The 22,050-nt window shown below is 55.0% G+C and carries 25 protein-coding genes and 2 pseudogenes; 8 read left to right on the top strand and 19 right to left on the bottom strand.

The features are described 5' to 3' along the window. Positions 1-3 precede the first annotated feature (3 nt). From ACKPCT_RS03165 to ACKPCT_RS03080, 18 genes are all read right to left on the bottom strand, one after another. On the bottom strand, positions 4-246 hold the full coding sequence (locus ACKPCT_RS03165; RefSeq protein ID WP_319568368.1) for a hypothetical protein: 243 nt from the start codon (positions 244-246) through the stop codon (positions 4-6). Beyond that, a complete protein-coding gene (locus ACKPCT_RS03160) occupies positions 243-1,799 on the bottom strand; it encodes a phage portal protein (RefSeq protein ID WP_319568367.1) in 1,557 nt (518 codons plus the stop codon). The genes ACKPCT_RS03165 and ACKPCT_RS03160 overlap by 4 nt, the downstream gene beginning before the upstream one ends. Before the next feature lie 3 nt (positions 1,800-1,802). Continuing rightward, positions 1,803-3,896 (bottom strand): terminase gpA endonuclease subunit, encoded by a 2,094-nt coding sequence (locus tag ACKPCT_RS03155; protein WP_319568366.1) that lies wholly within the window; start codon positions 3,894-3,896, stop codon positions 1,803-1,805. Further along, positions 3,893-4,567, bottom strand: coding sequence for a hypothetical protein (locus tag ACKPCT_RS03150; RefSeq protein WP_319568365.1), 675 nt, complete (start codon positions 4,565-4,567; stop codon positions 3,893-3,895). The genes ACKPCT_RS03155 and ACKPCT_RS03150 overlap by 4 nt, the downstream gene beginning before the upstream one ends. A gap of 174 nt (positions 4,568-4,741) precedes the next feature. After that, positions 4,742-5,317: a hypothetical protein gene (locus tag ACKPCT_RS03145; RefSeq protein ID WP_319568364.1), complete on the bottom strand. Its 576-nt coding sequence runs from the start codon at positions 5,315-5,317 to the stop codon at positions 4,742-4,744. Between the two features lie 84 nt (positions 5,318-5,401). Further along, complete coding sequence (locus ACKPCT_RS03140) at positions 5,402-6,142, bottom strand: hypothetical protein (RefSeq protein WP_319568363.1); 741 nt, start codon at positions 6,140-6,142, stop codon at positions 5,402-5,404. Between the two features lie 382 nt (positions 6,143-6,524). After that, the gene (locus tag ACKPCT_RS03135) at positions 6,525-9,374 is read right to left on the bottom strand and encodes a phage/plasmid primase, P4 family (RefSeq protein ID WP_319568362.1); all 2,850 of its coding nucleotides are present in this window, start codon (positions 9,372-9,374) and stop codon (positions 6,525-6,527) included. Further along, positions 9,371-9,646: a hypothetical protein gene (locus tag ACKPCT_RS03130; protein ID WP_319568361.1), complete on the bottom strand. Its 276-nt coding sequence runs from the start codon at positions 9,644-9,646 to the stop codon at positions 9,371-9,373. Before ACKPCT_RS03130 ends, ACKPCT_RS03135 begins: the two co-directional genes overlap by 4 nt. Continuing rightward, on the bottom strand, positions 9,639-9,815 hold the full coding sequence (locus ACKPCT_RS03125) for a hypothetical protein (RefSeq protein ID WP_319568360.1): 177 nt from the start codon (positions 9,813-9,815) through the stop codon (positions 9,639-9,641). Before ACKPCT_RS03125 ends, ACKPCT_RS03130 begins: the two co-directional genes overlap by 8 nt. Beyond that, positions 9,808-10,500: a hypothetical protein gene (locus ACKPCT_RS03120; protein ID WP_319568359.1), complete on the bottom strand. Its 693-nt coding sequence runs from the start codon at positions 10,498-10,500 to the stop codon at positions 9,808-9,810. The genes ACKPCT_RS03125 and ACKPCT_RS03120 overlap by 8 nt, the downstream gene beginning before the upstream one ends. Continuing rightward, positions 10,497-10,793, bottom strand: coding sequence for a hypothetical protein (locus tag ACKPCT_RS03115; RefSeq protein ID WP_319568358.1), 297 nt, complete (start codon positions 10,791-10,793; stop codon positions 10,497-10,499). The genes ACKPCT_RS03120 and ACKPCT_RS03115 overlap by 4 nt, the downstream gene beginning before the upstream one ends. Continuing rightward, positions 10,790-11,713: a hypothetical protein gene (locus tag ACKPCT_RS03110; RefSeq protein WP_319568357.1), complete on the bottom strand. Its 924-nt coding sequence runs from the start codon at positions 11,711-11,713 to the stop codon at positions 10,790-10,792. Before ACKPCT_RS03110 ends, ACKPCT_RS03115 begins: the two co-directional genes overlap by 4 nt. A gap of 19 nt (positions 11,714-11,732) precedes the next feature. Beyond that, the gene (locus ACKPCT_RS03105; RefSeq protein WP_319568356.1) at positions 11,733-12,464 is read right to left on the bottom strand and encodes a DNA-methyltransferase; all 732 of its coding nucleotides are present in this window, start codon (positions 12,462-12,464) and stop codon (positions 11,733-11,735) included. Beyond that, a complete protein-coding gene (locus ACKPCT_RS03100; protein WP_319568355.1) occupies positions 12,461-14,143 on the bottom strand; it encodes a DNA cytosine methyltransferase in 1,683 nt (560 codons plus the stop codon). The genes ACKPCT_RS03105 and ACKPCT_RS03100 overlap by 4 nt, the downstream gene beginning before the upstream one ends. Continuing rightward, complete coding sequence (locus tag ACKPCT_RS03095) at positions 14,143-14,274, bottom strand: hypothetical protein (RefSeq protein WP_319568354.1); 132 nt, start codon at positions 14,272-14,274, stop codon at positions 14,143-14,145. Before ACKPCT_RS03095 ends, ACKPCT_RS03100 begins: the two co-directional genes overlap by 1 nt. Next, positions 14,271-14,477 (bottom strand): hypothetical protein, encoded by a 207-nt coding sequence (locus ACKPCT_RS03090; protein ID WP_319568353.1) that lies wholly within the window; start codon positions 14,475-14,477, stop codon positions 14,271-14,273. Before ACKPCT_RS03090 ends, ACKPCT_RS03095 begins: the two co-directional genes overlap by 4 nt. Positions 14,478-14,482: 5 nt before the next feature. After that, positions 14,483-15,301, bottom strand: a complete 819-nt coding sequence (locus ACKPCT_RS03085) for a hypothetical protein (RefSeq protein WP_319568352.1) — start codon at positions 15,299-15,301, stop codon at positions 14,483-14,485. Beyond that, positions 15,302-15,781 carry a phage regulatory CII family protein gene (locus tag ACKPCT_RS03080; RefSeq protein ID WP_319568351.1) on the bottom strand — a complete coding sequence of 160 codons (480 nt, stop codon included), beginning with the start codon at positions 15,779-15,781 and terminating at the stop codon, positions 15,302-15,304. It lies immediately after the preceding gene. Between the two features lie 201 nt (positions 15,782-15,982). Between ACKPCT_RS03080 and ACKPCT_RS03075 the strand changes: the two genes are divergently transcribed. From ACKPCT_RS03075 to ACKPCT_RS03065, 3 genes and pseudogenes are all read left to right on the top strand, one after another. Then, positions 15,983-16,291 (top strand): hypothetical protein, encoded by a 309-nt coding sequence (locus tag ACKPCT_RS03075; RefSeq protein ID WP_319568350.1) that lies wholly within the window; start codon positions 15,983-15,985, stop codon positions 16,289-16,291. A gap of 490 nt (positions 16,292-16,781) precedes the next feature. Then, entirely contained in the window at positions 16,782-17,573 is a 792-nt protein-coding gene (locus ACKPCT_RS03070; RefSeq protein WP_319568349.1) for a S24 family peptidase, read from the top strand. Positions 17,574-17,599: 26 nt separating this feature from the next. Next, a pseudogene (locus ACKPCT_RS03065) lies at positions 17,600-18,354 on the top strand (IS5 family transposase). 323 nt (positions 18,355-18,677) lie between these two features. Here ACKPCT_RS03065 and ACKPCT_RS03060 read toward each other — a convergent pair. After that, positions 18,678-19,514 (bottom strand): CatB-related O-acetyltransferase, encoded by an 837-nt coding sequence (locus tag ACKPCT_RS03060; RefSeq protein WP_319568348.1) that lies wholly within the window; start codon positions 19,512-19,514, stop codon positions 18,678-18,680. A gap of 55 nt (positions 19,515-19,569) precedes the next feature. Here ACKPCT_RS03060 and ACKPCT_RS03055 point away from each other — a divergent pair. From ACKPCT_RS03055 to ssb, 5 genes and pseudogenes are all read left to right on the top strand, one after another. Next, positions 19,570-20,291, top strand: a pseudogene (locus ACKPCT_RS03055) (IS5 family transposase). A 241-nt stretch (positions 20,292-20,532) separates the two neighbouring features. After that, the gene (locus tag ACKPCT_RS03050) at positions 20,533-20,700 is read left to right on the top strand and encodes a hypothetical protein (protein WP_319568347.1); all 168 of its coding nucleotides are present in this window, start codon (positions 20,533-20,535) and stop codon (positions 20,698-20,700) included. Further along, entirely contained in the window at positions 20,697-20,963 is a 267-nt protein-coding gene (locus ACKPCT_RS03045) for a DUF2312 domain-containing protein (protein WP_319568346.1), read from the top strand. The genes ACKPCT_RS03050 and ACKPCT_RS03045 overlap by 4 nt, the downstream gene beginning before the upstream one ends. After that, positions 20,960-21,493 (top strand): hypothetical protein, encoded by a 534-nt coding sequence (locus ACKPCT_RS03040; RefSeq protein ID WP_319568345.1) that lies wholly within the window; start codon positions 20,960-20,962, stop codon positions 21,491-21,493. Before ACKPCT_RS03045 ends, ACKPCT_RS03040 begins: the two co-directional genes overlap by 4 nt. 9 nt (positions 21,494-21,502) lie before the next feature. Next, entirely contained in the window at positions 21,503-21,940 is a 438-nt protein-coding gene (ssb, locus tag ACKPCT_RS03035; protein WP_319568344.1) for a single-stranded DNA-binding protein, read from the top strand. Positions 21,941-22,050: the final 110 nt, after the last annotated feature.

Here is a 22,050-nt window from a genome sequence, read left to right as displayed (position 1 = left end):
TCGTCACCCATACCGGAAGGCGCGTCGAACGGGAGGTGCCCCATTCTTGCGTGCACATTCCGCTTTCAGTTCGATGATCCGCTTGCGCAACTCCGACAGATTGCCGCGCTGCCATTCCCGTTCGTCATCGCCAAACCGCGCCTTGACGACCATTTCACCGGCCAGCAGGCGATCACATACCTGCTGCAGCTTTGGCCAGACAGCGCAAGGATCACTCATGTCGATGCCGTCAAAGATGGAACTCATGGCTCATCCCTTTCTCCATCAATCGCCTTGTCGGTCGTGGTCTGGGTTTCTTCGGAACGTTCGCCCGGATGCGGCAAATGATGTCGCTCACGACTCTGCTGTTCGCGTTCCAAATCTTCATGCACATCCTCGATATCATCCCCTCGATCCGCAGCAATGCGCCCTTGGGTTTTGACCCCGAGATTGTAATAGATTTCATCTGCACGCGCGGCCTTGAGCTCATCGGCAACCGGTTTGGGTGGCCCGCGCCAGTCAGCTTTGCAAGCCGCAGCTTTGTTTGCCAGAAATCCGCGAAGCCCTCCGGGAAACGGCGTCCTACCAGCATCGATATCCTCTTCAAGCCAAGCCTCATAATCGGCCTGCTTGAAAGGCATCGCGATATGCTGACGCCGGTAAAGCGTGATGGGCCACATCTTCGCAATGCCATTCTGGATTGATGAATAGCTCGCCCCGCGATAGTCACCGGTCAAATCCTCAAACAGGCACCCGAGACAGCGGGCGATCTCGCGCAGCAGGAAATTCGCTAACGCCTCATAATTGGCATTGGGATATTTCGAACCTTGCAGATTGAGCCGCTCACCAGAAAACAAATGAGGAATGCGACCATAATCGCCAAGCTTGATATCGACATTCTTGTGATACTCGCCAAGCTGAGAGAGAAATCCGCCAAAAGGAACCTCACCACCAATCGCATTGAGCACATCCTCTGTTGGATAATCGCTCTCGATCGTTGCGGCAAACATCGCATGCAGGAAACTCGCTGCCAGCGTAGAACCGGTCAAACGGTCAAAATCGCGGATTGTTTTCAAAACCGGAGCGAAAACCGTGATGCCACGCACCTGACCGGGTAGCCCGTCCATGATGTGATTGATGATAGGACGGCCAAACCGGTCGCGAGCCCGATATTCGACATCTTTCTCTGTGCCGCGCTCATCCTTGATCCTGAATTTGTAGGAAACGGGCGCGCCATGGTTGTCCAGCCGGACACCCTGATGCAGACGCTCCCAAAGGGAACTGTCCCGACTGAGCCAATGGGAAGGCAAAAGGCGAACCCGCGTGCGGCTTTCAATACCGGCGCGGGGAATCATCAAATATTGCGAGATCCCTTCACCGGTCGCAAAATACTGCCGAAGATGCGCCGCCTCCATCTGTCCCGAGCTGTATCGCCCTCCGGCATCGCATTCAAACTTGTTCCGGCAACGAGCCTCATAGCGTTGTTCAACACGGCGCGCCCAAGCTGACGCCTCGCTGGCGGTCATGCCAAGCAGTTCGGCGTCCGGCTTTGCATTCAGCTTGAGGCCGGTTCCAATAATTGTTGAAATGGCGGCCTCGACACCACCGGCAATCCAACCATTATTCTGCAAGGCTTCAATGGTCCGGGCTGCTGCCGGTGTCCACGCCTGCCGAACGTCTTCCGAGATATCCCGGATCGGAGGACCACCCATGAAAAAGGCTGGCCCCGTTCCGGTATCACGCAAGTATCCCGCCTGAGGGCTTGTGCCGCCAACGGGAAAAGCGCTCTGGCGCGGAAAATCCGGTACAGTTCGGGTCATGGGTCAGCCATTCAATTTTTTGGAAAGCTCGGCCAGCGAGACCGTGCCTTGTGACTTCTTGAAAAACGGATCATTCTCAGCAACCGAAAACAGATCATCTGGTGCCGGTTGCCCATGAACATCCAGAAGCAGCTCCGCCCAACGGTCATTATTGAGCCTACGCTTTGTCTCCAGATACCAACCGAGGGCAAGCGAATAGACAATCACGTCAAACCAGTCATTCTTGCGACCGCCAATCTTTTTCCATTCACGTTTGGCTTTCGGGCTGATCAGGTTCCGGGCACGCCGATTGACCGCATTGCGCAGTTCCTCTTCCGGATCCACCAATCTCTCGGCGGTCAGTTCCTGAACAAAACGCTCATCGCAAATTTCAGGACAAAGATGCAGGACATTGCGGGGCCAACGCCCACCGGCATCCTTGCCATCAATCAGATTGGCGAGGCCAGCCATGACCTCGGTCTTGATGTCATATTCGTTGACCGGATACAGCTGAACGCTGGCAAGCTTGCGCTTATACTCGTCAAGAATGGCCTGATTGGTTGGGGTGCCTAACCAGGCAACCGCCTGTTTCTGCCGCCCATCCAAGGCATAAACATTCGGGCGCCCAGCACAAAAGCGATAAACCCTTTGTGTGGAATAGCCGGAATCAACGCCGGAAAGATCAATAGGTCTTTCCAAACCGCCCGCACCAGAGTAGCGCCGCCCCAAAGCATCGGACAAAGCAATCCATGGGTCATCCACCTTGTCCGGAGGCCCTTCAAAGACCTCTCTGTCAATGACCCATCGCTGATTGTTTGGCCCGATCGCCAGACAGGCCCACTTGATACCATAAGTCTGGATATCGGCAGCGGACACCAACAAGGCCGCCTCACGCGGAATGACGAGAGACGGGAACGCATCGAGCCGCGCTGCCTCAACAATCTTTTCATGATCAAGCTCGGTCGAGCCCGGTTCATAAGGTTCCGCCAGATCCTGCTGCGAAAACACACGCATCTTGGTCGTGTCGCCTTGGGCCTCTTCCCATCGACGCCAGATTTCAGCGAACTTTTCTTTCGGGGCGTAAGCTGCCCATAAATGATAGCTTGGCTGCCAATCACGACACCGACCTTCACAAGGTGGGCACTTCCACTTCATCAGGTCTTCCGGTTCGATGACGGTCGGCACCTTCGCCTCTCCATCACGAACGCGCCGTGCAATCCAATGGGATTCCGCCAACAGTCCTGTTTTATGCCCGTCAACAATCACCCCGTCACAAGACGGACAGCGAAAGTGAACCGGCAAATTCTGCTCATGATCGGCGGGCCGGAATTGCTCGAATTCCAGAGCGTGATAGCAACCACAATGAGGACAGGGAACATAGAGGTAACGCTGATCACCAGCTTCGAAATCAGCAGTAATCGAGCATTCCCCGACAACACCCGGAGTCGAGCCCTGCCATTCCTTGGCAAGGTCACCAAACATTTTCTGTCGCGCACGCGCCTGATCCCTTGGCGATCCGCGTCCGTCCACATCCTTCGGATATCCGGTCACCTCATCCATGGCCAGATACTTGATGGAAACCATCTGCAGGCCCTTGGATGATCCGGCATTGACGATCTGGGCAAACCCGCCTGCAAATCGCTTGTAGAAGGTGGTCGAAGACTGTTCGTCTCGGCTATTGACCGGCACGACCTTATGAGCCACCCGAGGTGTTGCATCAATCGTCGGCTGCAGTTTGATCCGGTTGAATTTGGTTGCCTCTTCCAAAGTCGGCAGAGTGATCATCATCGAGCCCGGCGCCTGGTCAACGATAAAGCAGAACCAGTTTTCAATCGCGGTAGACTTACCTAACTGCGCCGCCCATCTGGCAGCAACGCGGCGAGCAGGATGATCCGGGTGCAAGCAATCCTGAGGTTCGCGTAGATAGGGAACACGATCGGTTTTGAATTGGCCCGGCCATGGAGAGCCGGATTCCGAAGAAACAATCCTGTATCGATCGGCCCATTCACTGATCGTCAGATCTTCAACCGGCCTTGTTGCCTCAACCAAACCGGAAAAAAGAACCATCTCCCCAAGCGGAAGCTCCGGAAACAGGTCTCGCGTGTCATGATAGCTCATGGCTCAACATCTTCGATTGAGCCTCCCTTCGTTTCAGCTTCAATCTCAGCCTCTTGTTCGGTGTCGCCATCCAGCGGCTTGCGGGATAGTTGATCCACTCGTTTGAGTAATACCCGGTGAAAAGCATCAAGTCCGACGCGGGCGAACCCCTTGAGCGCCAGCCGCACAGTCCGTTCATCCCAGCCATATTTGACCGACAGCATGGCCGCTTCACCCTCAACAGACCGCTCGAAGGCGCTGCGCATCAAAGCGACTGCATCACGCCCAGCCCGATCGACTTCACCTGTCGGTGTTAGCTGTGCGCGGCGCTCGGCCAGATCCATTTCCTTGAGTTCGGCTTCGGCCTGCGCCTTGCGAGAGGCCCCATCAACCCGAGAGCCTTGAAAATTGGAAGACGACTTTCCGGACGGCGGCGCCCCTGCGGCCGCGTCAGGAACACCCTCACCCTGCGGCATAGCCTGCGAAGCCGACGCAACATCAATCCGGATATTCTCTTTTCGGTGCTGACGCAAAACCACATAATCAACCAGATTGCTGCGGCCATCCTTCTTGGTCGGGAGCGCATCGGAATGCTTGTCCAAATAGCGCGACAGGGTCGAACGGGTGACGGCATCCCCCGCCTTGGTCAACCGCTTGGCGGCATCCGTTATGGAGATCCAGTCCTCATCCATTCCATCCGCCTCATCTGCCAAATCAAAAACATGTGCAAGCGTGCACCCGAAACATGTGCATTTGTGCAAAGCGTGTATCGCTTGAAAACCAGCCTACTACTGAAATCTCGGGCGGTTCCCGCCCCGTCTGGGGCTGGGGTCGTTATACGGTCCCTACTGTTTCACGGGAGCGTTTCACAGCAGGAGGCGCTTGAGCTCATGCTCGAGGCGGGCCTGAAGCGCGGGACCAGACGTCCGATTGAAGGTATCGGCGGTAGCTCCCTTGATCATCTCGGCAGGGATCACAACACCGGACTTGGACTTCTCGATCTTCTGCCCCCACCCTCCGTTGCAGACTGGATGGAACACGCTGCCGTGCAGTTTCGGCGACATTGCACGCCCCTCCCATGGTGCGCCTGACTTCATAAACGCGCCGGGGTAAAGCGTTCTCTTTCCAAACGGCTTGGCGACAACCCCTTCCCCGGTCTCTTTGGGATCAAATTTCTTCAGGGAAACATCACCGCCTATGCTCTTCATGACATAAGCCAGTTGAGAAAAGTTAGCCTTTTGCGGTTTGACAGCCGGTACGATGTCCTTTCGCTTCAAACCAGTCTGCTTCGTCAGTGTACGGATCACTTGGGTTTTCGTCTTAGCGCCTGCATGGTTTACCGCACGAACGCCGACGAGTTTGGCCTGATCATCGGAGAGAGATTTGACGATCCCATCAAACTTTCGGATCGCCGACGGGTCAGACCATCTTTGTTCAAGCATCACACTCACCTAAAAGGCAGCCAAAAGAAAACCGCCCTCGACGGGGTTATCCATCGGGGCGGTTTTTTGTTCGCTGTCAGCTTGTCAAATAGCGAGGTCCAAGTCAATACGCTTTTTCAATCTGGCGGCGGGTTTGGTGTGGCTTGCCTCGGCAGGACATTGATAGGATTGCACTTTCCAGCCCTTCACCCTGTGGAGATTGCCTGCGATGTAGCTGAGGCCCACGGCCCAGAGGTCAAAATGCTCCATTAGATAGAGGTTCAACTCGCATGCCTGGCTGTAAGTCAGCTCGCACGCTTGCCCCACACGACAAAGCCGCCCGTCAGCACCGCGCACCTTCCGGCCCGACCGTTTGGCCAGCCGTTCGCCGGTCTGCCAATCGTGATAAACCATCCGCACCGCGCCGCCGCGACCATAGACCGGCGTGACCGATCCGCCCTCAAGCTCTGGCCGCTCTGGCACACGGCCATTGCGGGCATGTTCAACGATGAGGCCAGCGGCCACTTGCCCGTCAAGACTGAGGGAAGCCAGATCACAGACCAGATCATGCACGGCAAGCGCGTCCGGGTGCGGGTCGCTGATGGAATGACCGCCGCCATCCACCTGACAGCCTAGCAGATGCAGGCGCTCAAGCGAGGCCAGCGGGTTGCCGCCGACCAGATAGCGTCGGTCGTCAATGGTGTCGCCATCCTGATAGACGCGCTGGATGCGGTAGGTCCATTCGAGCAGGTCGAACAGCGAGCCCACTTTCGCCACGTCCTTTTCGTCGCGGTCAAACTTGATGGAAAGATTGTAAGTCCTGCTCTGCGCCAATCCGATTGCCATGCTCTTGCCCTTTCTGCGGTTGATTTGCCCTCTTGGCCCCTTTGCGAGGGTTGCGAGGGTAGCGCGATAGTTAAAATTAAAACCCTCGCGGCAATTTTTCGATTAGATTTCAGTGTGTTAAAGACCCTCTTTCGAGGGTTGCGATAGTTTGAGACAACTTACCGTGTGAAAAGCCTTCACTAATCGGGATACCCCTTTCACCCCTCATACACACATACGCGCGCGAAACCCTCGCAACCCTCGCACACAGTCGATAAGCCGCTGAAAAAACGCGCATAATTCTTGCGATAGTTTGCGCCAAACCCTCGCGCTACCCTCGCCAAACCCTCGCACCATTGCGCACAAATCGGCCCGCGAGCGTTCACATTTGGCGTGCAGCCCATCAATCGTGGTGGGTGCGGGAGGAGTTTTGCCCTGTCGGGAATTCGTCTTCATAAGCGATCTCATCGGGCAGCTTGACCCGCACATTGATGTATTTGCGAATGCGTCCATTGACCTTCTCTATCCCCTTCTTTGGCAACTCGCGTCCAAACAGCGTGGCCGAAAATATCTTCACACCAGAGGCCCGACACCATGTCTCATAGGCCTTGTACATGGCCGCACCTGTCACCTCGGCGACAGGGTCACCTTCCTTCTCAGGCGGCGGCACATGCTCGACACAGGCGTTAATAAAATTCTGGATCGGGTCCATCTCGGACTTGTAGCTGTTGGTCAAGCTGGTGACTGATTCCGGCACCTTCAGGCCCTCTGCTGCATAGATGGCCAGCCCCTTGATCAACCAGTTGAGGATGCCGGAGCGCTCGGCGTCGAACTCTGCCAGCACCTTGTCCATGGGCCTGCGCTCTTCGTCGGTGATGGTCACTTCCCAAGGCACAATCAGCAACCGCCGCCAGATGCCCCAGTCCGTGCCGGTGATGTAGGGCATGTCGTTGCCACTCATCACCGCCTTGAAGATGGGAACAAGGTCAAAGAAACCCTGATGCAACCGGCGCGCCTGTATCGGTTCTCCGCCCGTCAGCCCCTTGATGAGGTCTTCTTTGACCGCTTGCCCCTTGGCCAGCTCTGAGACACGCACCATACGCTTGCCAACCAGAGGGGCGAGATCGGGCGTAGCCTGATCGCCGCGCCGCTGACCGTTACCGGAAACAGATTCCGGGTTGAGCTGACCGGCGTAAGCGCCAAGCAGGCGGCACAGAGCCTCTACAGCGGTCGACTTACCGTTAGCCCCTGCCCCATACATGTAGATGAGTTTTTGCTCGCCGGTCAGGCCTGTGAGGCTATAGCCGAAATAGGCCTGCAAGAAACGCGCCCGATCGACGGTTTGGAAATGATCGAAAAAGACCTCCCATTTGGGGCATTTGGCCTCTGGGTCATAGACAACCGGTGCGCATTTGCTGATGAGCATCGAGCGATCATGGGGCACCAGATCCACATCGAGCTTTTTACGCGGCGGCCCACTGTCGCTTGGGTCATCCGGATCATCGACAATACGGAAAATCAACGTGCCATTCTCGACATTGAACGCCATGTGATCCGCGTCCAGCGCCTCTGTCCCGACTGTGATGTGGGGTGCGGCCTGCTTGATCATGCCGACCAGCTTATTGTTGTTGCCCGACGACAGCGCAAATCGGCGGCGATTGTTCTTCCGGCTTTCAAAAGCCTTTTTCGCCGTGGCCGCATCAGCCCGCAAACCATCTATGCGCGCCTTTTCATCCTTCTCCATGTCGTCGGTCTTTTCGAGCCCCACTGCGGCCTCGATCAATTCCCGCTCCCTTGGGGTCATCTGGATATGGCCGATTTCAAGCTCTATGCGCTTGGCCGTCTTCTGCGCGAAGATCGCCACACGTTCCTCGCCACCCGTCAGCTCCCAATGGGTGCCGGACCACTGAAAAAATCCATGTTCACGCACAGACATGATATCGAGACCAAAATGGGCTAACAGCCGCTGCGCGTTGCCGGTATCGTTCAAGTCAAAAGCAGCACAGCGTGACACGACTTCCGGATCTGCCTTTTCTTGATCGCCGTTAGAATGGTGTTTCCCTTCAGGCGAGGCAGCATCGTTGCCGACGCCGTCAGCCTGCGCCAGGTCATCGCTTCGCGGTGACCGAGAGCCATCATCGAAACCACCCTCATAATCATCAGGGTTGGCCGGTGGGGGCGCGTCTGGCCCGCCATGCGGCGACGGGCTATCCCTGCGCGTGTGGCCCTGATAGCGTGCAGCCTTTTGCCTTGCCTCTTCTGCGATTTCCTTAAGGCGCAATTGAACATCACCACAGGCACCCTTACCAGCTTCCAGCCCGCGCGTAATTTTGGCATCGCGTTCTCGCGCGCCATCCGTTCCAGTTAGGCCGCAGGCGTCGGACGCCATTTCAAGCCCATGCCGCACCTCACCCTCATCGAGCGCACCGGCACCGACCAGCTTGCCGAGGCTGTAGGCGTGGGCATTGAGCGCAGATCCGCGCCCGCCCGTTCCTGTCCGCGCCATTTCGGCACAAGCATTATCAAGTGCCCCTCTGGCATAGCGCCGAATCGCCTTGTCGCCCGCATCTTCCGACCATGCCAGATTATGGCTTGGCGCAGGCATGACAGGCTTCACAGCCTCTTTCTTGGCAATAGCGTCCACCAGACTTTGCGGCATCACAGGCGGCTCAAAGTCCGCCCCATCGCGCCATGTGTAGGTGTTACCGTTGGTCAGCCTCGAAGGCGGCAGGATGACATAGCCATTGTCGCAGCGCGCATCGACCCGCCCGACCTTTTTGACTTCACCATGCTCATCGACCAGATCGCGCTTGCAAAGTTTGCGGTTGCCCAGCTCGACACCTTCCGCGCGCCTCAACCAGATATGCCAGCCACCGCTCTGAGTGATGACGATAGGCGCATCGGGCAGAGGCTCGCCGAGATCCTTTTCCAGCTCACCGACAACCCACTCGCAAGCTTCTCCTTCTGCAGGGTCTACATCAACGACCAGCATTCCTTTGGAGGCTGGCGGACAGCCGATCAGTGCATCTGGCCATTTTTCCCACCAGGCGCGGATCTGCGCTTCATCGGTCGTGGCTTCATGGAATCCGCCTTGGCCTCTTACGTCCGAGGTGTTGAGGGGGCGTTTTGCCTTGCGCTTACTCTTCGGCAATGCGTCCTCGTCCGGCAGGCCGGGATGACAAGGGAAAACAGCATAGCCCCGCCGTGCATAGGCCAGAGCATAATCAAGCATGGTTTTGCGTTGGATGTTCAAAACAGCCCTCCCTGATCCGGATCATCTTTGACCGGCAGCGGCAGGCACTTGGCCTGCTCTTTTTGTTTTTTCTCTTCAAGCTCATTGAGGTATTGCGCGCGGTGCGCAGCACAGAGCCAGATCTGGCCCTTGCCTTGGGGACCTGCCAGCCCGAAGTCACCCCAACAGTGGCACCCCTCAGCCATGCACCAATGTTCGAAATGGGCTTTTGCTTCAGGCGTCTTGGGTGCTTTGCTGTAGTCGATTTTTAGCTTTTGCTTTTGATCACTCATCGCCTACCCCCATCAGGGCCAAGGCAAGAGCCGGAGCTATTGCGGGCCCAAGCAAAACACCTCCCTTGCGCGCCTTTCTGGTCGCGCGCAGGGTGACCTTACGCCTCACGGCCAGTTGGCCTTTCTTGCGAGCAGCCGTGCGATTCCTGTTTCGACGCGATTTAGGCATCCTTTTCTCCTGCCTCTTTGACGGGCGGCAGGCCGTTGGCCTTGACGCCTTCCTGATGGACACGAAAAATCATGGCTATGGTGTCGACCATTTCATCACGCACATGCTGGAGGCTATCGCGCCCCTCGGCACAGTGAATGATGGCCTTGAACAGTTCGCCGCTCTCTTCGGCGATCTTGTCATGAGGCGGCGTGTTGCCTTCTTTCTGAGGAAATTTGCGCTTTGCCTTCTGCGCCATGGCCCAAGCGTCTTTGGCCAGAGCAAGCAACTCATCAGGGACAGGAGCAACACCCAGCAGAATTGCAAACTCATCCAAAGCCTTCTGCTTAGCCTCTTCCAGCTCTGCAAACCCGTCATAGATCCAGCCGTCTGGTCCGGTGAGCCTCCATTGCCCCATCGCATGACCAAAGGCTTCTTCATATTCGAGCACGTATGGTCCGAAGCTGGTTTCTGCACGGTAGCGACGCCCCTCACCTATCCAGCAAAGCTCTGGGCCAACAGCGGGGCGCTCTGAAGCAGGCAAAGGACGGCAGGCGTAGGCTAAGTCTGCGAATCCAGACCTACGGCCCACTTCTAAGCCCTTCGGCTTACCCTCTATGAATAGCCGGTAATTTCCGGTCGGGTAACGAACCAACTCAACCAATTCTCCCTTATCATTGGTTGCGCGAGAGACCATATCGGTCATTGCGCTGCCTCCAATTCCAGCGCGCGGAGATAATCGCGCCCCTCTGGCGTGATGGCATAGCCAGAGCCCGCCAATTCGCCATCGTCTGTCCAAAGGCCTTTGGCGTAGGTGGCCAAATCATCCTTGCGCAGGTCAATAAGAATGGCGCGGATAATCTCGCGGTTGATCTCAGTCGTCACCAGCGTCTTGAGCGTGCAATAGCAAAAGTCTTGATTGGATTCATACGCATCGGCGAGAAGCCGCAGAACATGCCGCTCCAATTGCTGCTTTGCCCTGAGAAGATCGTTGGTCATGACGCACCGCCTTCCTGATCATTCCAAAGGTCTTCCAGCGGCTCTTCAAGGCAAAGCTTCGTGCCAGCCTTATAATGTTCAGCGCGCATTTCCAAAACGAGCCCATCGTGCCCCACCCGCACTTGGCCGTCGCGGGTTGAAAGCATCCAGCGTTTGACGCCATCCTCATCGAGTACAAGCTCGAGATTCTCCGGCTCGGACCATTCAACCTCAGGGACGTCCTTGAGAACGGGCAGACGCCGCGCCCCAGGCTCACGCGCGATCGAGGGCAATTCGCCCAAGGATAGAGTCACTTTGGCATCAGGAGGCAACTGGAAGGTAGCCGCTTCACTTTTGCCCTCCGATAGCGTCCCTTTCTTGGCTGCGCGATCGAGCCGGTCGATTTCTGCTGCGATCAAGGCCCCGGCCTTTACAAGGTCGCGCCGCCGGTCTTCGGGCTTCCACCAAGAATCGGCCCATGGCCAACCAGAAGGCCTCGTTCTGTCGCGCTCCCTGTCATTGCGGATTGAGGCGTGATGGGCGTAAGTGATGCCCGCCCAAACCAACTCAAAATTGTCGTATTCATCGTCATGCGCAGCCGTCCAGCCTTCTGCTTCAATCTGCCGGAGCCGCTCAGAAACAATCGCCAAAGAACCTGCAGGCGTCTGAAACGTAACGCTTCGAACAACGTCAGGCGGCAAATCGAACCCGCTCGGCCAGTTGTCGCGCATCAGGCTATTCTGAGCCAAAAGACCGTTGGTCACCTCCCTTGCGGTATCAAGATATCCTTGAAAGCTCAAAGCCTCCCGTTCCAGCCTTTCCAGCTTCATGAGCAGCGTTTCGACGCGGCGAAGGTCCTCGCGGTCCTCATGCCCGTCCAGATCGTCAGAGCACTCAATCATTTCGCGCACATAGGCCAGAGCCTTATCGATATCGGTCATTTACATCCCCTCCTAAAACTCAAGCTGTTTGGTCAACTGGGCAGAGAGCAGATCGCCTTGCCTGCCCCCCCCTACCAAAAATTGAAAATTCACGTTCGGCCTTGGCGATGCGCGCCGAGGCGACATCGAACCATTGTTGTTCGATTTCAACGCCGATAAAGTCGCGCCCGTTTTTCGCGGCGGCCACGCCAGTCGAGCCGGAGCCCGCGAACGGGTCAAACACCAGCGCGCCAGCCTCGGAGCTGTTGCGGATGTAGCGCTCGATGAGCGGCCAAGGCTTCTCGGTCGGGTGATTGGTCTCATCGGGCCAATACATCTCGAGGCAGGCCATGGAGCTGCAATTGTTGATTTTGAAGGCCGGTCCCTTGCCGAGAAACAGGATGAACTCGGCGTTCTTCATGTACCAGCGATTGGCTGTGGCCGTGCGCTTGTACCAGGTCAGGATATTGTGAAGGCGGAACCCTGCCGCGAGGGCTGCAGTCAGCGCCGGGTGCATATTCTTGTCATTCACAAAGACATAAGCATGCGATTGCGCCGCAAGCGACTGGTAGCAGATATCCATGATCTCCGGCCAATCGATATTGCAGGTAACGGGCTGGCCTTTGTTGTCATAATCCTTCAGCCAGCCGCCTCGCATGGCTTTCGGATTCGGCGACCGGCCACCACCCGTCAGCTTATAAGGCGGGTCAGTCGCCACCAAAGCAGCATCGCGCACAGTCACATTTCGGGCATCGGCGAGGTGGAGGGTCATGCCACACCCCGCATATTAGCGCGCACGATAGCCTCAGCGACTGGAGGGCAGACACTATTGCCACACTTGGCGATTTGCTCTGTCTTGCTCAGCTTGCGCCCGTTGTGGTCAACATCGATTTTGTAATCATCAGGGAAGCCTTGCGCGCGAAACAGCTCACGCGGGGTGAGCATCCGCATGCCGACATCGACAATGCAATGATCTCCAACGATCAAGGCAGCGGGTCGCATCAGTCCCCACAGGTTGCTGCAGCCCGCGTCTGGCTCAAACTGCTCGTACCACCGAGCAACCCACCATGCATTATAGCGATCCTCTTCTGTGAGAGCGGAGAGCGTTACAGCCTGAGTTAGCCCGAAGCGGTCATTCGTCGTGATCGTGTGAAGCGGCTCATTTGCGCTTTGGCCAACACCGGCCCCATAATATTTGATCAGGAACGCTCGAACCTCGGCGGCATGATTTCCGCCTGCAGAAATGGTCGGCACCGGCCCCCGCACATCCATGGCCGTTTTGTCGATCTGGCTATCAGCTGTGCCGCGCATGCTGACCATGGAGGAGCAGACAAGCTGCGTTTGTGTTCCTCGCGTCGTGATCGTCGATACAGGATCATGCGCCGACCGGCCCGGATTAACGCCACCAATTCGTCTGGAATCATTATTGTGTTGGGCAAGAAAAGCAGCAACAAGAGCATGCTTCCCACCACCCGCAACAATCGTTCCCAAGGGGGCTTGAATATCCAGAGAACGGGGCTTTTGCCCAGCTCTTTCTCCATAACCAGACTGCACAAGCGAAGGCACGACAAGAACTCTTGAGCCGCCCTTCTCGGTCATGATCGTTCTGGCAGGTTCGTCGAGCGGTTCCAGCCGCCCGCCGTGGCTCATATTGAGGATGAAAGGCCGCTTGGCATCGATCACGAAACGCTTGATTCCAGCGGCAATGCGCTTGAGCGTGTTTTCTGCCAACGGACGCTTGACACCAACGGCCCGTCCCTCTTCCTTGCTCAGAAAGATGGAATGACAAGGCTGCGACCAGTCGATAATGTCCGCCGCTGTGCGCCATGGTTTTAGCTTGCCAGAGAGAACACCATCACTATCAGGCGCACCATGGGTCGGCTCTGGCCAGCGGATTTTGCGCCCATCGCGCCGCATGATGATAAACAGCCGCTTACGAATGGTCGGCGCGCCATAGTCACAGGCACGCAGGGCTTTCCATTCCAAACGATAGCCGAGCGTCTCAAGGGCAGTCTTCCAACTTTCAAAGTCTTCCCACGTGAGAAACTCTTCGACATTCTCCATCCAGATGACACTTGGCCGATTTGGCCCAAGCTTTTGCGCAAATTCAACAATCACCCATGCCAGGCCACGCACCCGCTTGCTGGTTGGCTTGCCGCCTCGAGCCCTGCTAAAATGCGTGCAATCAGGAGACGCCCACAGCCCCCAGACCTCACGGCCCAGAGTGTAGGAGCGGATATCCAACGCGAAGACATCAGAAAGCAAATGCCGCGTTGTCGGATGGTTGACTGCATGCATGGCCAAAGCAGCAGCATCGTGATTGATGGCAAAATCAGGCGAGCGCCCGATGGCCATTTCGATGCCAGTAGACGCCCCGCCACCTCCGGCAAAGCTATCTATGAATATTGGAGCAAGGTCCGGCGCGATGCTCTCAGGGAACAGATCAAGCATCACAGCGCCTCCCAGATCCACACAGCCCAGCAGGCAGCGCTGGTGAAAAGGAGGACGACAAGCACAAGGCAAAACAGGATTGTAAAAGCGATCTGCAAATCATTGGCGAGACATTGGCGGCGTGTAATCATTGCCCTGCCTCCTTTGCCAAAACCGCATCAACCTTGTCGCGCAGATCTTGCATCTCACCAAGAGACAGCATTCGCGTGCCGGGATTGGCCACCTGCATTGGCCCATTGACGATAAACAGCCGATTGCCGCTGACAGGGTCTGCCCATGGGCGCACTTCGATTGGCGGGCGGAACGAGCCCGCCCCTGATGGTCGCGTTTTCATGAGGGTTACTCCGCCGCAATCTGGCAGCGCGATGGGCGCCGCTTTTCAAGAGCTTCAGCGTGCATATTCTCAACCTCGGTCAGAGAGACGCCCTTAGCTGTGGCATGTGCCTTAATCATCGAGGTCACGGTCGCTTTATCGCACGCGAGCCAATCCTTGATCTGGGCTTTCAGGCAGCCCTTTGAGCAATAGAGCTTGAAAGCGATGGATTTGCGCGCCTGATCACCGACATTGTGCAAGCCAATGCCTTTCATGATGGCCCATTCCGTCGTGCTATATTCTCCGGCAGCAGCGCGCACCATGGCCGCAATCTGCCGTGGCATTTCTGGCATGTCCGGTGTGGACACCGCAGATTTGCCTTTCCATTCACGACACAAGCTCTGAGCCGTGAAATAAGAACAGCAGAGCTGCTCGGCGATTTGTTCGTATGTCATGGCCCAACGGAAGCGCATGGCGTGAGCCACCATCTTGCGCGCTTGGCGGCCATTCTTGGCCCGCATGAACTGGCTGAGTGCAATATCATGATAATCGCAAGCTTCGCGCACCAGCCGCTGCAGAGACGTATCCAGGCTCCTGAACCAGCCCTCTCTGCCTTCCTCGAAGACGACACGCTGACTGGCCAGCTTCGGCAATTGTGAAACATCCGGCACCCGCATGACAGACCGACCGGCCTCCAGCTTTTCACGCTTCATCTCAGCTTGAATATCCTCGATTTCTTCGCGAATGCCCTTGAGACCGGTATAGTTAAGCGCAATGACTTTGACGCTGTTGCCGATCCGCAGCCTGTGGCGAATATTTGCCCGTTCCTTTTTACTCAAAAGCATCTACTCGCCCTCCTCGATTTGCCTGATTGCCATGTCCATGCCGACGCCAACCTGCAACAGATCAGCCACCTCTTTACGCAGGCACAGTCGCCGCGCTTCATCCTTGGAAATGCAGCCGTCATCGGCCAGCGCCTGCCCCATCTTCTGGACGACATCGCCCACTTCCTTGAGCATCGCGGCGAGCTGCTGATTGATGTCGCCTTCCCAATGCCCCTCGGGCAGTTTCACCAGCTCATAGCCCAGCGCCTGCGCCAATGCGCGGCTAACGACCGGCTCGCCGATATCCTTTTCAACATCGGCCACCACATCCACCGGCATCCAGTCGACGCCCTGCGGCTGGCCATAGCGGGCCATTTGTGCCGTGCTGACACGGGTAACCCCAGCAGCACATTCCACTCCGCCGGCCTTTTTTGTCGCCTCACGACAGCGACCGCGAATGCGCAGGTAAAATTCAGCGCTATATTGGCGAGCACAGGTCATGAGAAATTTCCCTCCCCTTTCTCGCTGACAACAGCCGACCAGTCTTGCAGACTGGTCGCAGCAGGAAGGACAGCACCATGAACAGAAAAACCGAAGAGCAGCTGTGGTTGATTGAGCGCGCCTATCGAACAGGCAAGCGCCTTGCTGGCCTCACGATCGCAAGCTACAAGAGGCTTGAAAATCAAATCGCGGAGACTGAGCATGACAACAAGGCACTTCGACAAAACCCATGTGGCCGCGTGGGAAAGAGCGCTAAGAGACAAAAAGCCGCCGCAAATCGAGGTTGAAGACATTCGGGCCTGCCCGGAAGCAGAAAGTCTGGATGTCGCTGCGGGCGGTGCTGTCTTTGCTCTTCGTCTGGCAACCCGAGACCAGCAAACGCTGGACGTGATCATGAATCCGGTTGTCGCGCGCGCCTTGCTGCTCAATATTTCCCACGCAGGCAAAAAGCTGGGCTGGTTTGATGACAACATGAACATCATTTTTCCGGACCACTTCTTCGACGGATAAAAAGGTCGGGCACGGCCAAGGGAGGCAACGGCAGGCCCGACACTAGGCCAGACGCGTTTGTGGGAACGAAGAAGGACCGCACCGCATCTAGCAGAAGAATGCAATGAGAGGACAGGCGTATGCATGGGAACCTCAAGCAGCGGTGGGATTGGAAATTTTGGGAAGCCTGTAAAAATCGTTCGGCAAAAGCTCACCCTTACTGACATCAATCATGCGCTGCATGACTTTGGGGCTAGGTGGGCGGGCCTGATTGATTATTCGCAGTATAGTCGTGTCAGCGCAGCCAAACCGCCGCCCCGCTTCTTTGGAGCTAATCGCCTGTCTATCAATATATGATGCCAAAGGGTGTTTCGTTGCAGGATGCATATGGCCTCTCCTTAACTGCTAATTTGCAGCACAGAAAAACAGCTATTTTGCAGTTTGTCAAGCAATATTGCAGCAAGATTTTACACTTAATTTACTGCATAATTGCAGACAGGAGCCAGACATCATGACAAAACCAGAAGAAATCGCCATTGCGCGCATTAAACTCGCGATGAGAATTACAGGACTAGACGCGACCCCTCTTGCTCGCTCTGCAGGAATGGCAGGAACGACACTTTCGCGACTGCTCAGCGGGAAGGCAACATCTGTCCCCTCAACAAGATCCATGATGAAACTGGACGAAGCTGTCGCACAGCACGTTAAAAGCAATCAAGCAACGCCCGAACAAATTGCATTGTATGAAAAAGAGTACATAAAAGGCGCGAGAGTTACGCTTAGCGATAGTCAGCAACCGGATCTGAGCGAAATTGAAACAACAGCCATTGAGCGCTCATTCTTTTCAGACTATTTCTCAGACCCACGCACCATACCCGTATTGGGTACCGCAGCTGGCTCTGCCCTTGGCGCATTTGAAATCGGCTCCGAAGTAATAGACCACGTGCGCAGACCTCCTGCGCTTGCCGGTATTAAGGATATCTACGGCATATATGTTGTAGGCGATAGCATGGTCCCTGAACACAACCCAGGCGACCTTAGGATTATTCATCCACATCGCCCAGCGAGACCTGGTGATAGCGTAATAATCCAAACATACAATGCTGCAACAGACACTCGGGAAGCATTTATTAAACGGCTCATTTCAATGAACAGCCACCAAGTCGTTTGCTATCAACACAATCCGCATTTGGAAATTTCCTACACACGCCCAAACGGCGACCCGTATAGCAACGACAGCACAGAAACTTATGCAACCCAGGTCCACAAGGTTCTAACCGTTAATGAGCTACACGGTTTTTAAGAGCCAATGAAGGATTACAGAGTTTAATGGGATATCTTTTTTGGTTGTCGGATGCGCAATGGGCTGTAATTGAGCCTCTTTTGCCGAATAACAAGTGAGGAGCCCGCCGTGCCGATGATTGCCGGGTCATCTCTGGCATCATCCATATTTTGAAAGTGGGCTTCCGCTGGTGTAAGTGCCCTGCAGACTATGGCCTCTCAACAACGATCTATAACCGGTTCAACAGGTGGTTGCACAAACCGTTCTGGGTTGATCTCGTTGAGGCTCAGGCAACTTCAGGGGCCGTGACCAAAAGCACTGCTATCGATAGCACCTATGTCAAGGCTCACCGTTCTACCCATGGCGGTAAAGAGGGGCGAAAAATCAGGCGATCGGGCCGTCGCGGCGTGGCCAAACCACCAAAAACTACGTTCTGACCGATGTCATTGGACGCCCTTTTGCATTCAAGTTGGCTGGTGGCAACGCTGCAGACAGTCCAATTGCGCCTGTATTGCTGAACAGTATGAAAGGTGCGAGATACTTGCTCGCAGACAAAGGTTATAACGCAAACAGTCTGCGAAAGCATTTGCGTCATTCGGCCATCATCCCGGTCATTCCTGGTCGCTCAAATCGCGAGCGTTCAGTCTTCTATGATGAGCGGCGTTACAGGGATCGCCGCCTTATCGAAAATGCCACCTGTCGCCTCAAAGACTTCCGACGCGTAGCAACTCGTTATGACAAACTCGCCAGAAACTTCCTATCCGCAGTCGCTTTGGCAACCCTCATTGCATTCTGGATTTGATTGAGTCTGCAGCCTAATGCGGATTTCCGCTTCTCGGTCCAGCGTTTGATCTTGTCGTCCATGGTCGTACTCATCGCTATTTTCCTTATCTATAGCATGAGCAGAGTTTCAATGGGTCAATACATTAGAATTCCAGCATGTTGATTGGAATTTACAAGGAGCTCTGGGAATGAAACTCGTTAACGGTTGGCGGCGTGTCGTGGCCCTTTCACTTTCCTTTTGGATGCAATGCATCGGACTTTGGCCCTTCCGGGAATATAGAGATGCACAACTATTGATTGAGGAAAATGTAGCGAGGTTTTTAAGCTTTGTCAGTAAAAGTATCAACAAAACCTGTTATATACTGCATTAAATAAGTCATCCCCGGTGATTAGCTCAGGGCTATATACCTCTGGCCTTTCTTGGCTCTCAAAAGCATCAAGAAACTCTTCAGGGCACCTGAAGTCACCAAGTTTGAATATTTCAGGTGAATAGCGCCACCATTGAGACTTGAGTAAGCGTTCAATTACATCTTCACTAAAACGATAGCGTAGAATTTTTGCCGGGTTTCCCGCGACGATTGCGTATGGAGGAACGTCTTTTGTAACTACTGCGTTTGCTCCGACGATGGATCCTGTGCCTATTGTAATATTGCGAGCTAATGTTGCATCTTTTCCAATCCATACATCATGTTCAATAACTGGTGCTGGCGGATCTAAGTCATCAGGCCAAACCACCTCCAAATCATCACATGCAAATCTGCGGCGTGATTCTAGGAAAGATCGATAGCCATCGGCTTCTTTTACATCATATAGAATAGATGAAGTCGTTACCCATTCCATTGGGTGACGTACACCGAAAAAGCTGAGCCCGATCGCAATGGAGCAATATCTCCCAATATTTGCTATATTGGGCAAATTCGTTTCCGAGTAGGAAAAAGACCCCATATCATGAAGCCAAGTTGCTTGAGGAAAGCACGCGTAAGGTTCAACTTTAAGAAAATCTTTAAAATGAACGCGCTGGTTTGGTCTAAATCTGTTGTCTTTACGACCAAAATAAATATTCATAGATTTGAATAAATCAACAACATCCTGCGTCATATACAAAGACAAAAAATCTGGTCTAACAGAGTGGACTTGCGGGAAAGACCTAACCTTCTCAATCAATTCTGCATTAAACAATTTTTAATTCCAATACACAAACGTTGCATCCAGAATTAAGCTATAAACCTTTCGGTTGTCTCCTATCAAGCCTCTTTTGCTGAAGAACAAGGGAGGAGCCCACCGTGCCGATGATCGCCGGGTCATCTCTGGCATCATCCATATTTTGAAAATTGGCTTCCGCTGGTGTAACTGCCCTGCAGACTATGGCCTCTCAACAACGATCTATAACCGGTTCAACAGGTGGTTGCACAAACCGTTCTAGGTTGATCTCGTTGAGGCTCTGGCAACTTCAGGGGCCGTGACCAAAAGCACCGCTATCGATAGCACCTATGTCAAGGCTAACCGTTCTGCCCATGGCGGTAAAGAGGGGCGAAAAATCAGGTGGTCGGGCCGTCGCGGGGTGTCCAAACCACCAAAATCCACGTTCTGACCGATGTCATTGGACGCTCTTTTGCATTCAAGTTGGCTAATGGCAACGCTGCTGATAGTCTAATTGCGCCTGTATTGCTGAACAGTTTGAAAGGTGCGAGATACTTGCTCGCAAACAAAGGTTATGACGCAAACAGTCTGCGAAAGTACTTGCGTCAGTCGGCCATCGTCCCGGTCATTCCTGGCTGCTCAAATCGCAAGCGTTCAATCCAATATGATGAGCGGCGTTACAGGGATCGCCACCTTATCGAAAATGCCACCTGTCGCCTCAAAGACTTCCGACGCGTAGCAACCCGTTATGACAAACTCGCCAGAAACTTCCTATCCGCAGTCGCTTTGGCAACCCTCATTGCATTCTGGATTTGATTGAGTCTGCAGCCTAAACTCCATGACGTTCCCCTCCCGTTCGAAACGCCACACCTTTATCGAGAGTATCGCCCCCCACAACCCTTCAAGTCAAATAAGGCGCGCCAGAATAACCACTTATCAAAAGATGCAAATTGGCAGTTGACTTAACGGCCAATTTGCAGCTTTAATAACTGCAATTTTGCTGTTTTTAAAAATACCAAGCAAAATTTTAATACTTGTACTTGCAGGAGCACCATTCATGACCGCCCTCTATCTCCCGCCATCCATCCAAACGCGAACGCCGTCTCAGACCTTGGCCCAGACGCTGCCCTATCTCGTCGAACAAGCCTTTCGCGCTGTAGGCACCCTCATTGGCACAGCAAGCATTGTCCTCATCACGATTGCATTTTTCGGAGCGACGTCATGACCAACTCAGGCGGCGTGGCAGCTGAACAATTGCGAGCCTTTATCGAACGCATCGAGCGTCTCGAAGAGGAAAAGAAGGCCATCTCAGACGACATCAAGGACGTCTATGCCGAAGCCAAAGGCAATGGCTATAACATCAAGGTGATGAAGCTGGTCGTGCGTATGCGCAAGCAGGATAGCAACGAACGACAGGAGATAGACACCCTGCTTGATCTCTATCTCCATACGCTCGGCATGGCGCCAAGCGAGGAGCAGGCATCATGACAAAGCAATTCCCCATGCCAGGCGCGCCCGCGCTCGCCTGCACAGCCACAGCAAGGCCAAAGCTGCCGGTGCGCGCATTGGCGCACCTGATGGCTCGCCGCATGATGCTGGCCAACCTCACAGACCAGCCAGTCAGCTTGGCGCAGTTCAACTGCCTGATGGCAGAGCATGCGCCCCAGAGGCTCAAACAGATCTGCCTGATGCATAAGGCAGCCGAGGCCGTTTGCGACCCGCTGCTGGCCATTGTGCATGAGAACAGAGCGACCAGCACAGTCGGTGCGCAAAACTCCTTTCCTGATTTCGTCTATCTCCTGCCCGGCTATTACGCCGAGATGATGGCCGAGATCGGCGAGTTGGTGGACGCAACAACCAACACACTGGCCCAGCATCTCAGCCAGTTCGGAAACCCTCACGCCCCGCAGCTACCAATCAAGCGCAAGGTAAAGCCCCTACCAGCTGAGGACGCAGCATGGCAATGGGCCGAAGCCATGGAAGCGCAGCTGACCCACCCGGCAGCAAAAGCAGGATAGGAGGGAACAATGGCAGGCTCAATCAACAAAGTCATTCTCATCGGCCATCTGGGCGCGGCCCCAGATATCCGGACCACCGATCGAGGCCGCACCATCGCCAGCTTTTCTCTAGCCACGTCCAAAAGCTGGAAGGACCAAGGGACCGGCGAACGCCGCGAGCGCACCGAATGGCACCGCGTGGTGATCTTCAACGAGAATCTCGCAAAACTTGCCCAGCAATATCTAAAGAAAGGATCCAAGGCCTATCTGGAGGGCGAGCTGGCAACTCGCAAATGGACCGACAATAGCGGCATAGATCACTACACGACCGAGATCGTTCTGCAGGGCTTTAACGCCAGCCTCACCATGCTTGATAGCAAGGGAGCAGGAGGCCCTCCACCCGCCGACCCCGGAGCCTATGGCGACATGCCGCCGGGCCCAGACGAAACCCAATATGCCGGATATTGAGGAGAGCAAAATGGAACGTCTTATCCCAGCAATCTTTTTGGCACTCGGCACCATCGTCCTTGGCCTCTATTTTGCCAGCCAAGCGCTTGTCGCGGCCTTTTGAGGAGGAC

The sequence above is a fragment of the Cohaesibacter marisflavi genome (assembly GCF_963665895.2).
In the GTDB taxonomy this organism is placed as follows: Bacteria; Pseudomonadota; Alphaproteobacteria; order Rhizobiales; family Cohaesibacteraceae; genus Cohaesibacter; species Cohaesibacter marisflavi.
The sequence above is the reverse complement of the archived record's forward strand: the minus strand, read 5'-3'. Positions and strand labels throughout refer to the sequence as shown.

Excerpts from the sequence above, each read along its gene's own strand:
- ACKPCT_RS03165 (WP_319568368.1), bottom strand. The coding sequence starts at position 246 with ATGAGTTCCATCTTTGACGGCATCGACATGAGTGATCCTTGCGCTGTC.
- ACKPCT_RS03160 (WP_319568367.1), bottom strand. The coding sequence starts at position 1,799 with ATGACCCGAACTGTACCGGATTTTCCGCGCCAGAGCGCTTTTCCCGTT.
- ACKPCT_RS03155 (WP_319568366.1), bottom strand. The coding sequence starts at position 3,896 with ATGAGCTATCATGACACGCGAGACCTGTTTCCGGAGCTTCCGCTTGGG.
- ACKPCT_RS03150 (WP_319568365.1), bottom strand. The coding sequence starts at position 4,567 with ATGGATGAGGACTGGATCTCCATAACGGATGCCGCCAAGCGGTTGACC.
- ACKPCT_RS03145 (WP_319568364.1), bottom strand. The coding sequence starts at position 5,317 with ATGCTTGAACAAAGATGGTCTGACCCGTCGGCGATCCGAAAGTTTGAT.
- ACKPCT_RS03140 (WP_319568363.1), bottom strand. The coding sequence starts at position 6,142 with ATGGCAATCGGATTGGCGCAGAGCAGGACTTACAATCTTTCCATCAAG.
- ACKPCT_RS03130 (WP_319568361.1), bottom strand. The coding sequence starts at position 9,646 with ATGAGTGATCAAAAGCAAAAGCTAAAAATCGACTACAGCAAAGCACCC.
- ACKPCT_RS03125 (WP_319568360.1), bottom strand. The coding sequence starts at position 9,815 with ATGCCTAAATCGCGTCGAAACAGGAATCGCACGGCTGCTCGCAAGAAA.
- ACKPCT_RS03120 (WP_319568359.1), bottom strand. The coding sequence starts at position 10,500 with ATGACCGATATGGTCTCTCGCGCAACCAATGATAAGGGAGAATTGGTT.
- ACKPCT_RS03115 (WP_319568358.1), bottom strand. The coding sequence starts at position 10,793 with ATGACCAACGATCTTCTCAGGGCAAAGCAGCAATTGGAGCGGCATGTT.
- ACKPCT_RS03110 (WP_319568357.1), bottom strand. The coding sequence starts at position 11,713 with ATGACCGATATCGATAAGGCTCTGGCCTATGTGCGCGAAATGATTGAG.
- ACKPCT_RS03105 (WP_319568356.1), bottom strand. The coding sequence starts at position 12,464 with ATGACCCTCCACCTCGCCGATGCCCGAAATGTGACTGTGCGCGATGCT.
- ACKPCT_RS03100 (WP_319568355.1), bottom strand. The coding sequence starts at position 14,143 with ATGCTTGATCTGTTCCCTGAGAGCATCGCGCCGGACCTTGCTCCAATA.
- ACKPCT_RS03095 (WP_319568354.1), bottom strand. The coding sequence starts at position 14,274 with ATGATTACACGCCGCCAATGTCTCGCCAATGATTTGCAGATCGCTTTT.
- ACKPCT_RS03090 (WP_319568353.1), bottom strand. The coding sequence starts at position 14,477 with ATGAAAACGCGACCATCAGGGGCGGGCTCGTTCCGCCCGCCAATCGAA.
- ACKPCT_RS03085 (WP_319568352.1), bottom strand. The coding sequence starts at position 15,301 with ATGCTTTTGAGTAAAAAGGAACGGGCAAATATTCGCCACAGGCTGCGG.
- ACKPCT_RS03080 (WP_319568351.1), bottom strand. The coding sequence starts at position 15,781 with ATGACCTGTGCTCGCCAATATAGCGCTGAATTTTACCTGCGCATTCGC.
- ACKPCT_RS03075 (WP_319568350.1), top strand. The coding sequence starts at position 15,983 with ATGACAACAAGGCACTTCGACAAAACCCATGTGGCCGCGTGGGAAAGA.
- ACKPCT_RS03070 (WP_319568349.1), top strand. The coding sequence starts at position 16,782 with ATGACAAAACCAGAAGAAATCGCCATTGCGCGCATTAAACTCGCGATG.
- ACKPCT_RS03050 (WP_319568347.1), top strand. The coding sequence starts at position 20,533 with ATGACCGCCCTCTATCTCCCGCCATCCATCCAAACGCGAACGCCGTCT.
- ACKPCT_RS03045 (WP_319568346.1), top strand. The coding sequence starts at position 20,697 with ATGACCAACTCAGGCGGCGTGGCAGCTGAACAATTGCGAGCCTTTATC.
- ACKPCT_RS03040 (WP_319568345.1), top strand. The coding sequence starts at position 20,960 with ATGACAAAGCAATTCCCCATGCCAGGCGCGCCCGCGCTCGCCTGCACA.
- ssb (WP_319568344.1), top strand. The coding sequence starts at position 21,503 with ATGGCAGGCTCAATCAACAAAGTCATTCTCATCGGCCATCTGGGCGCG.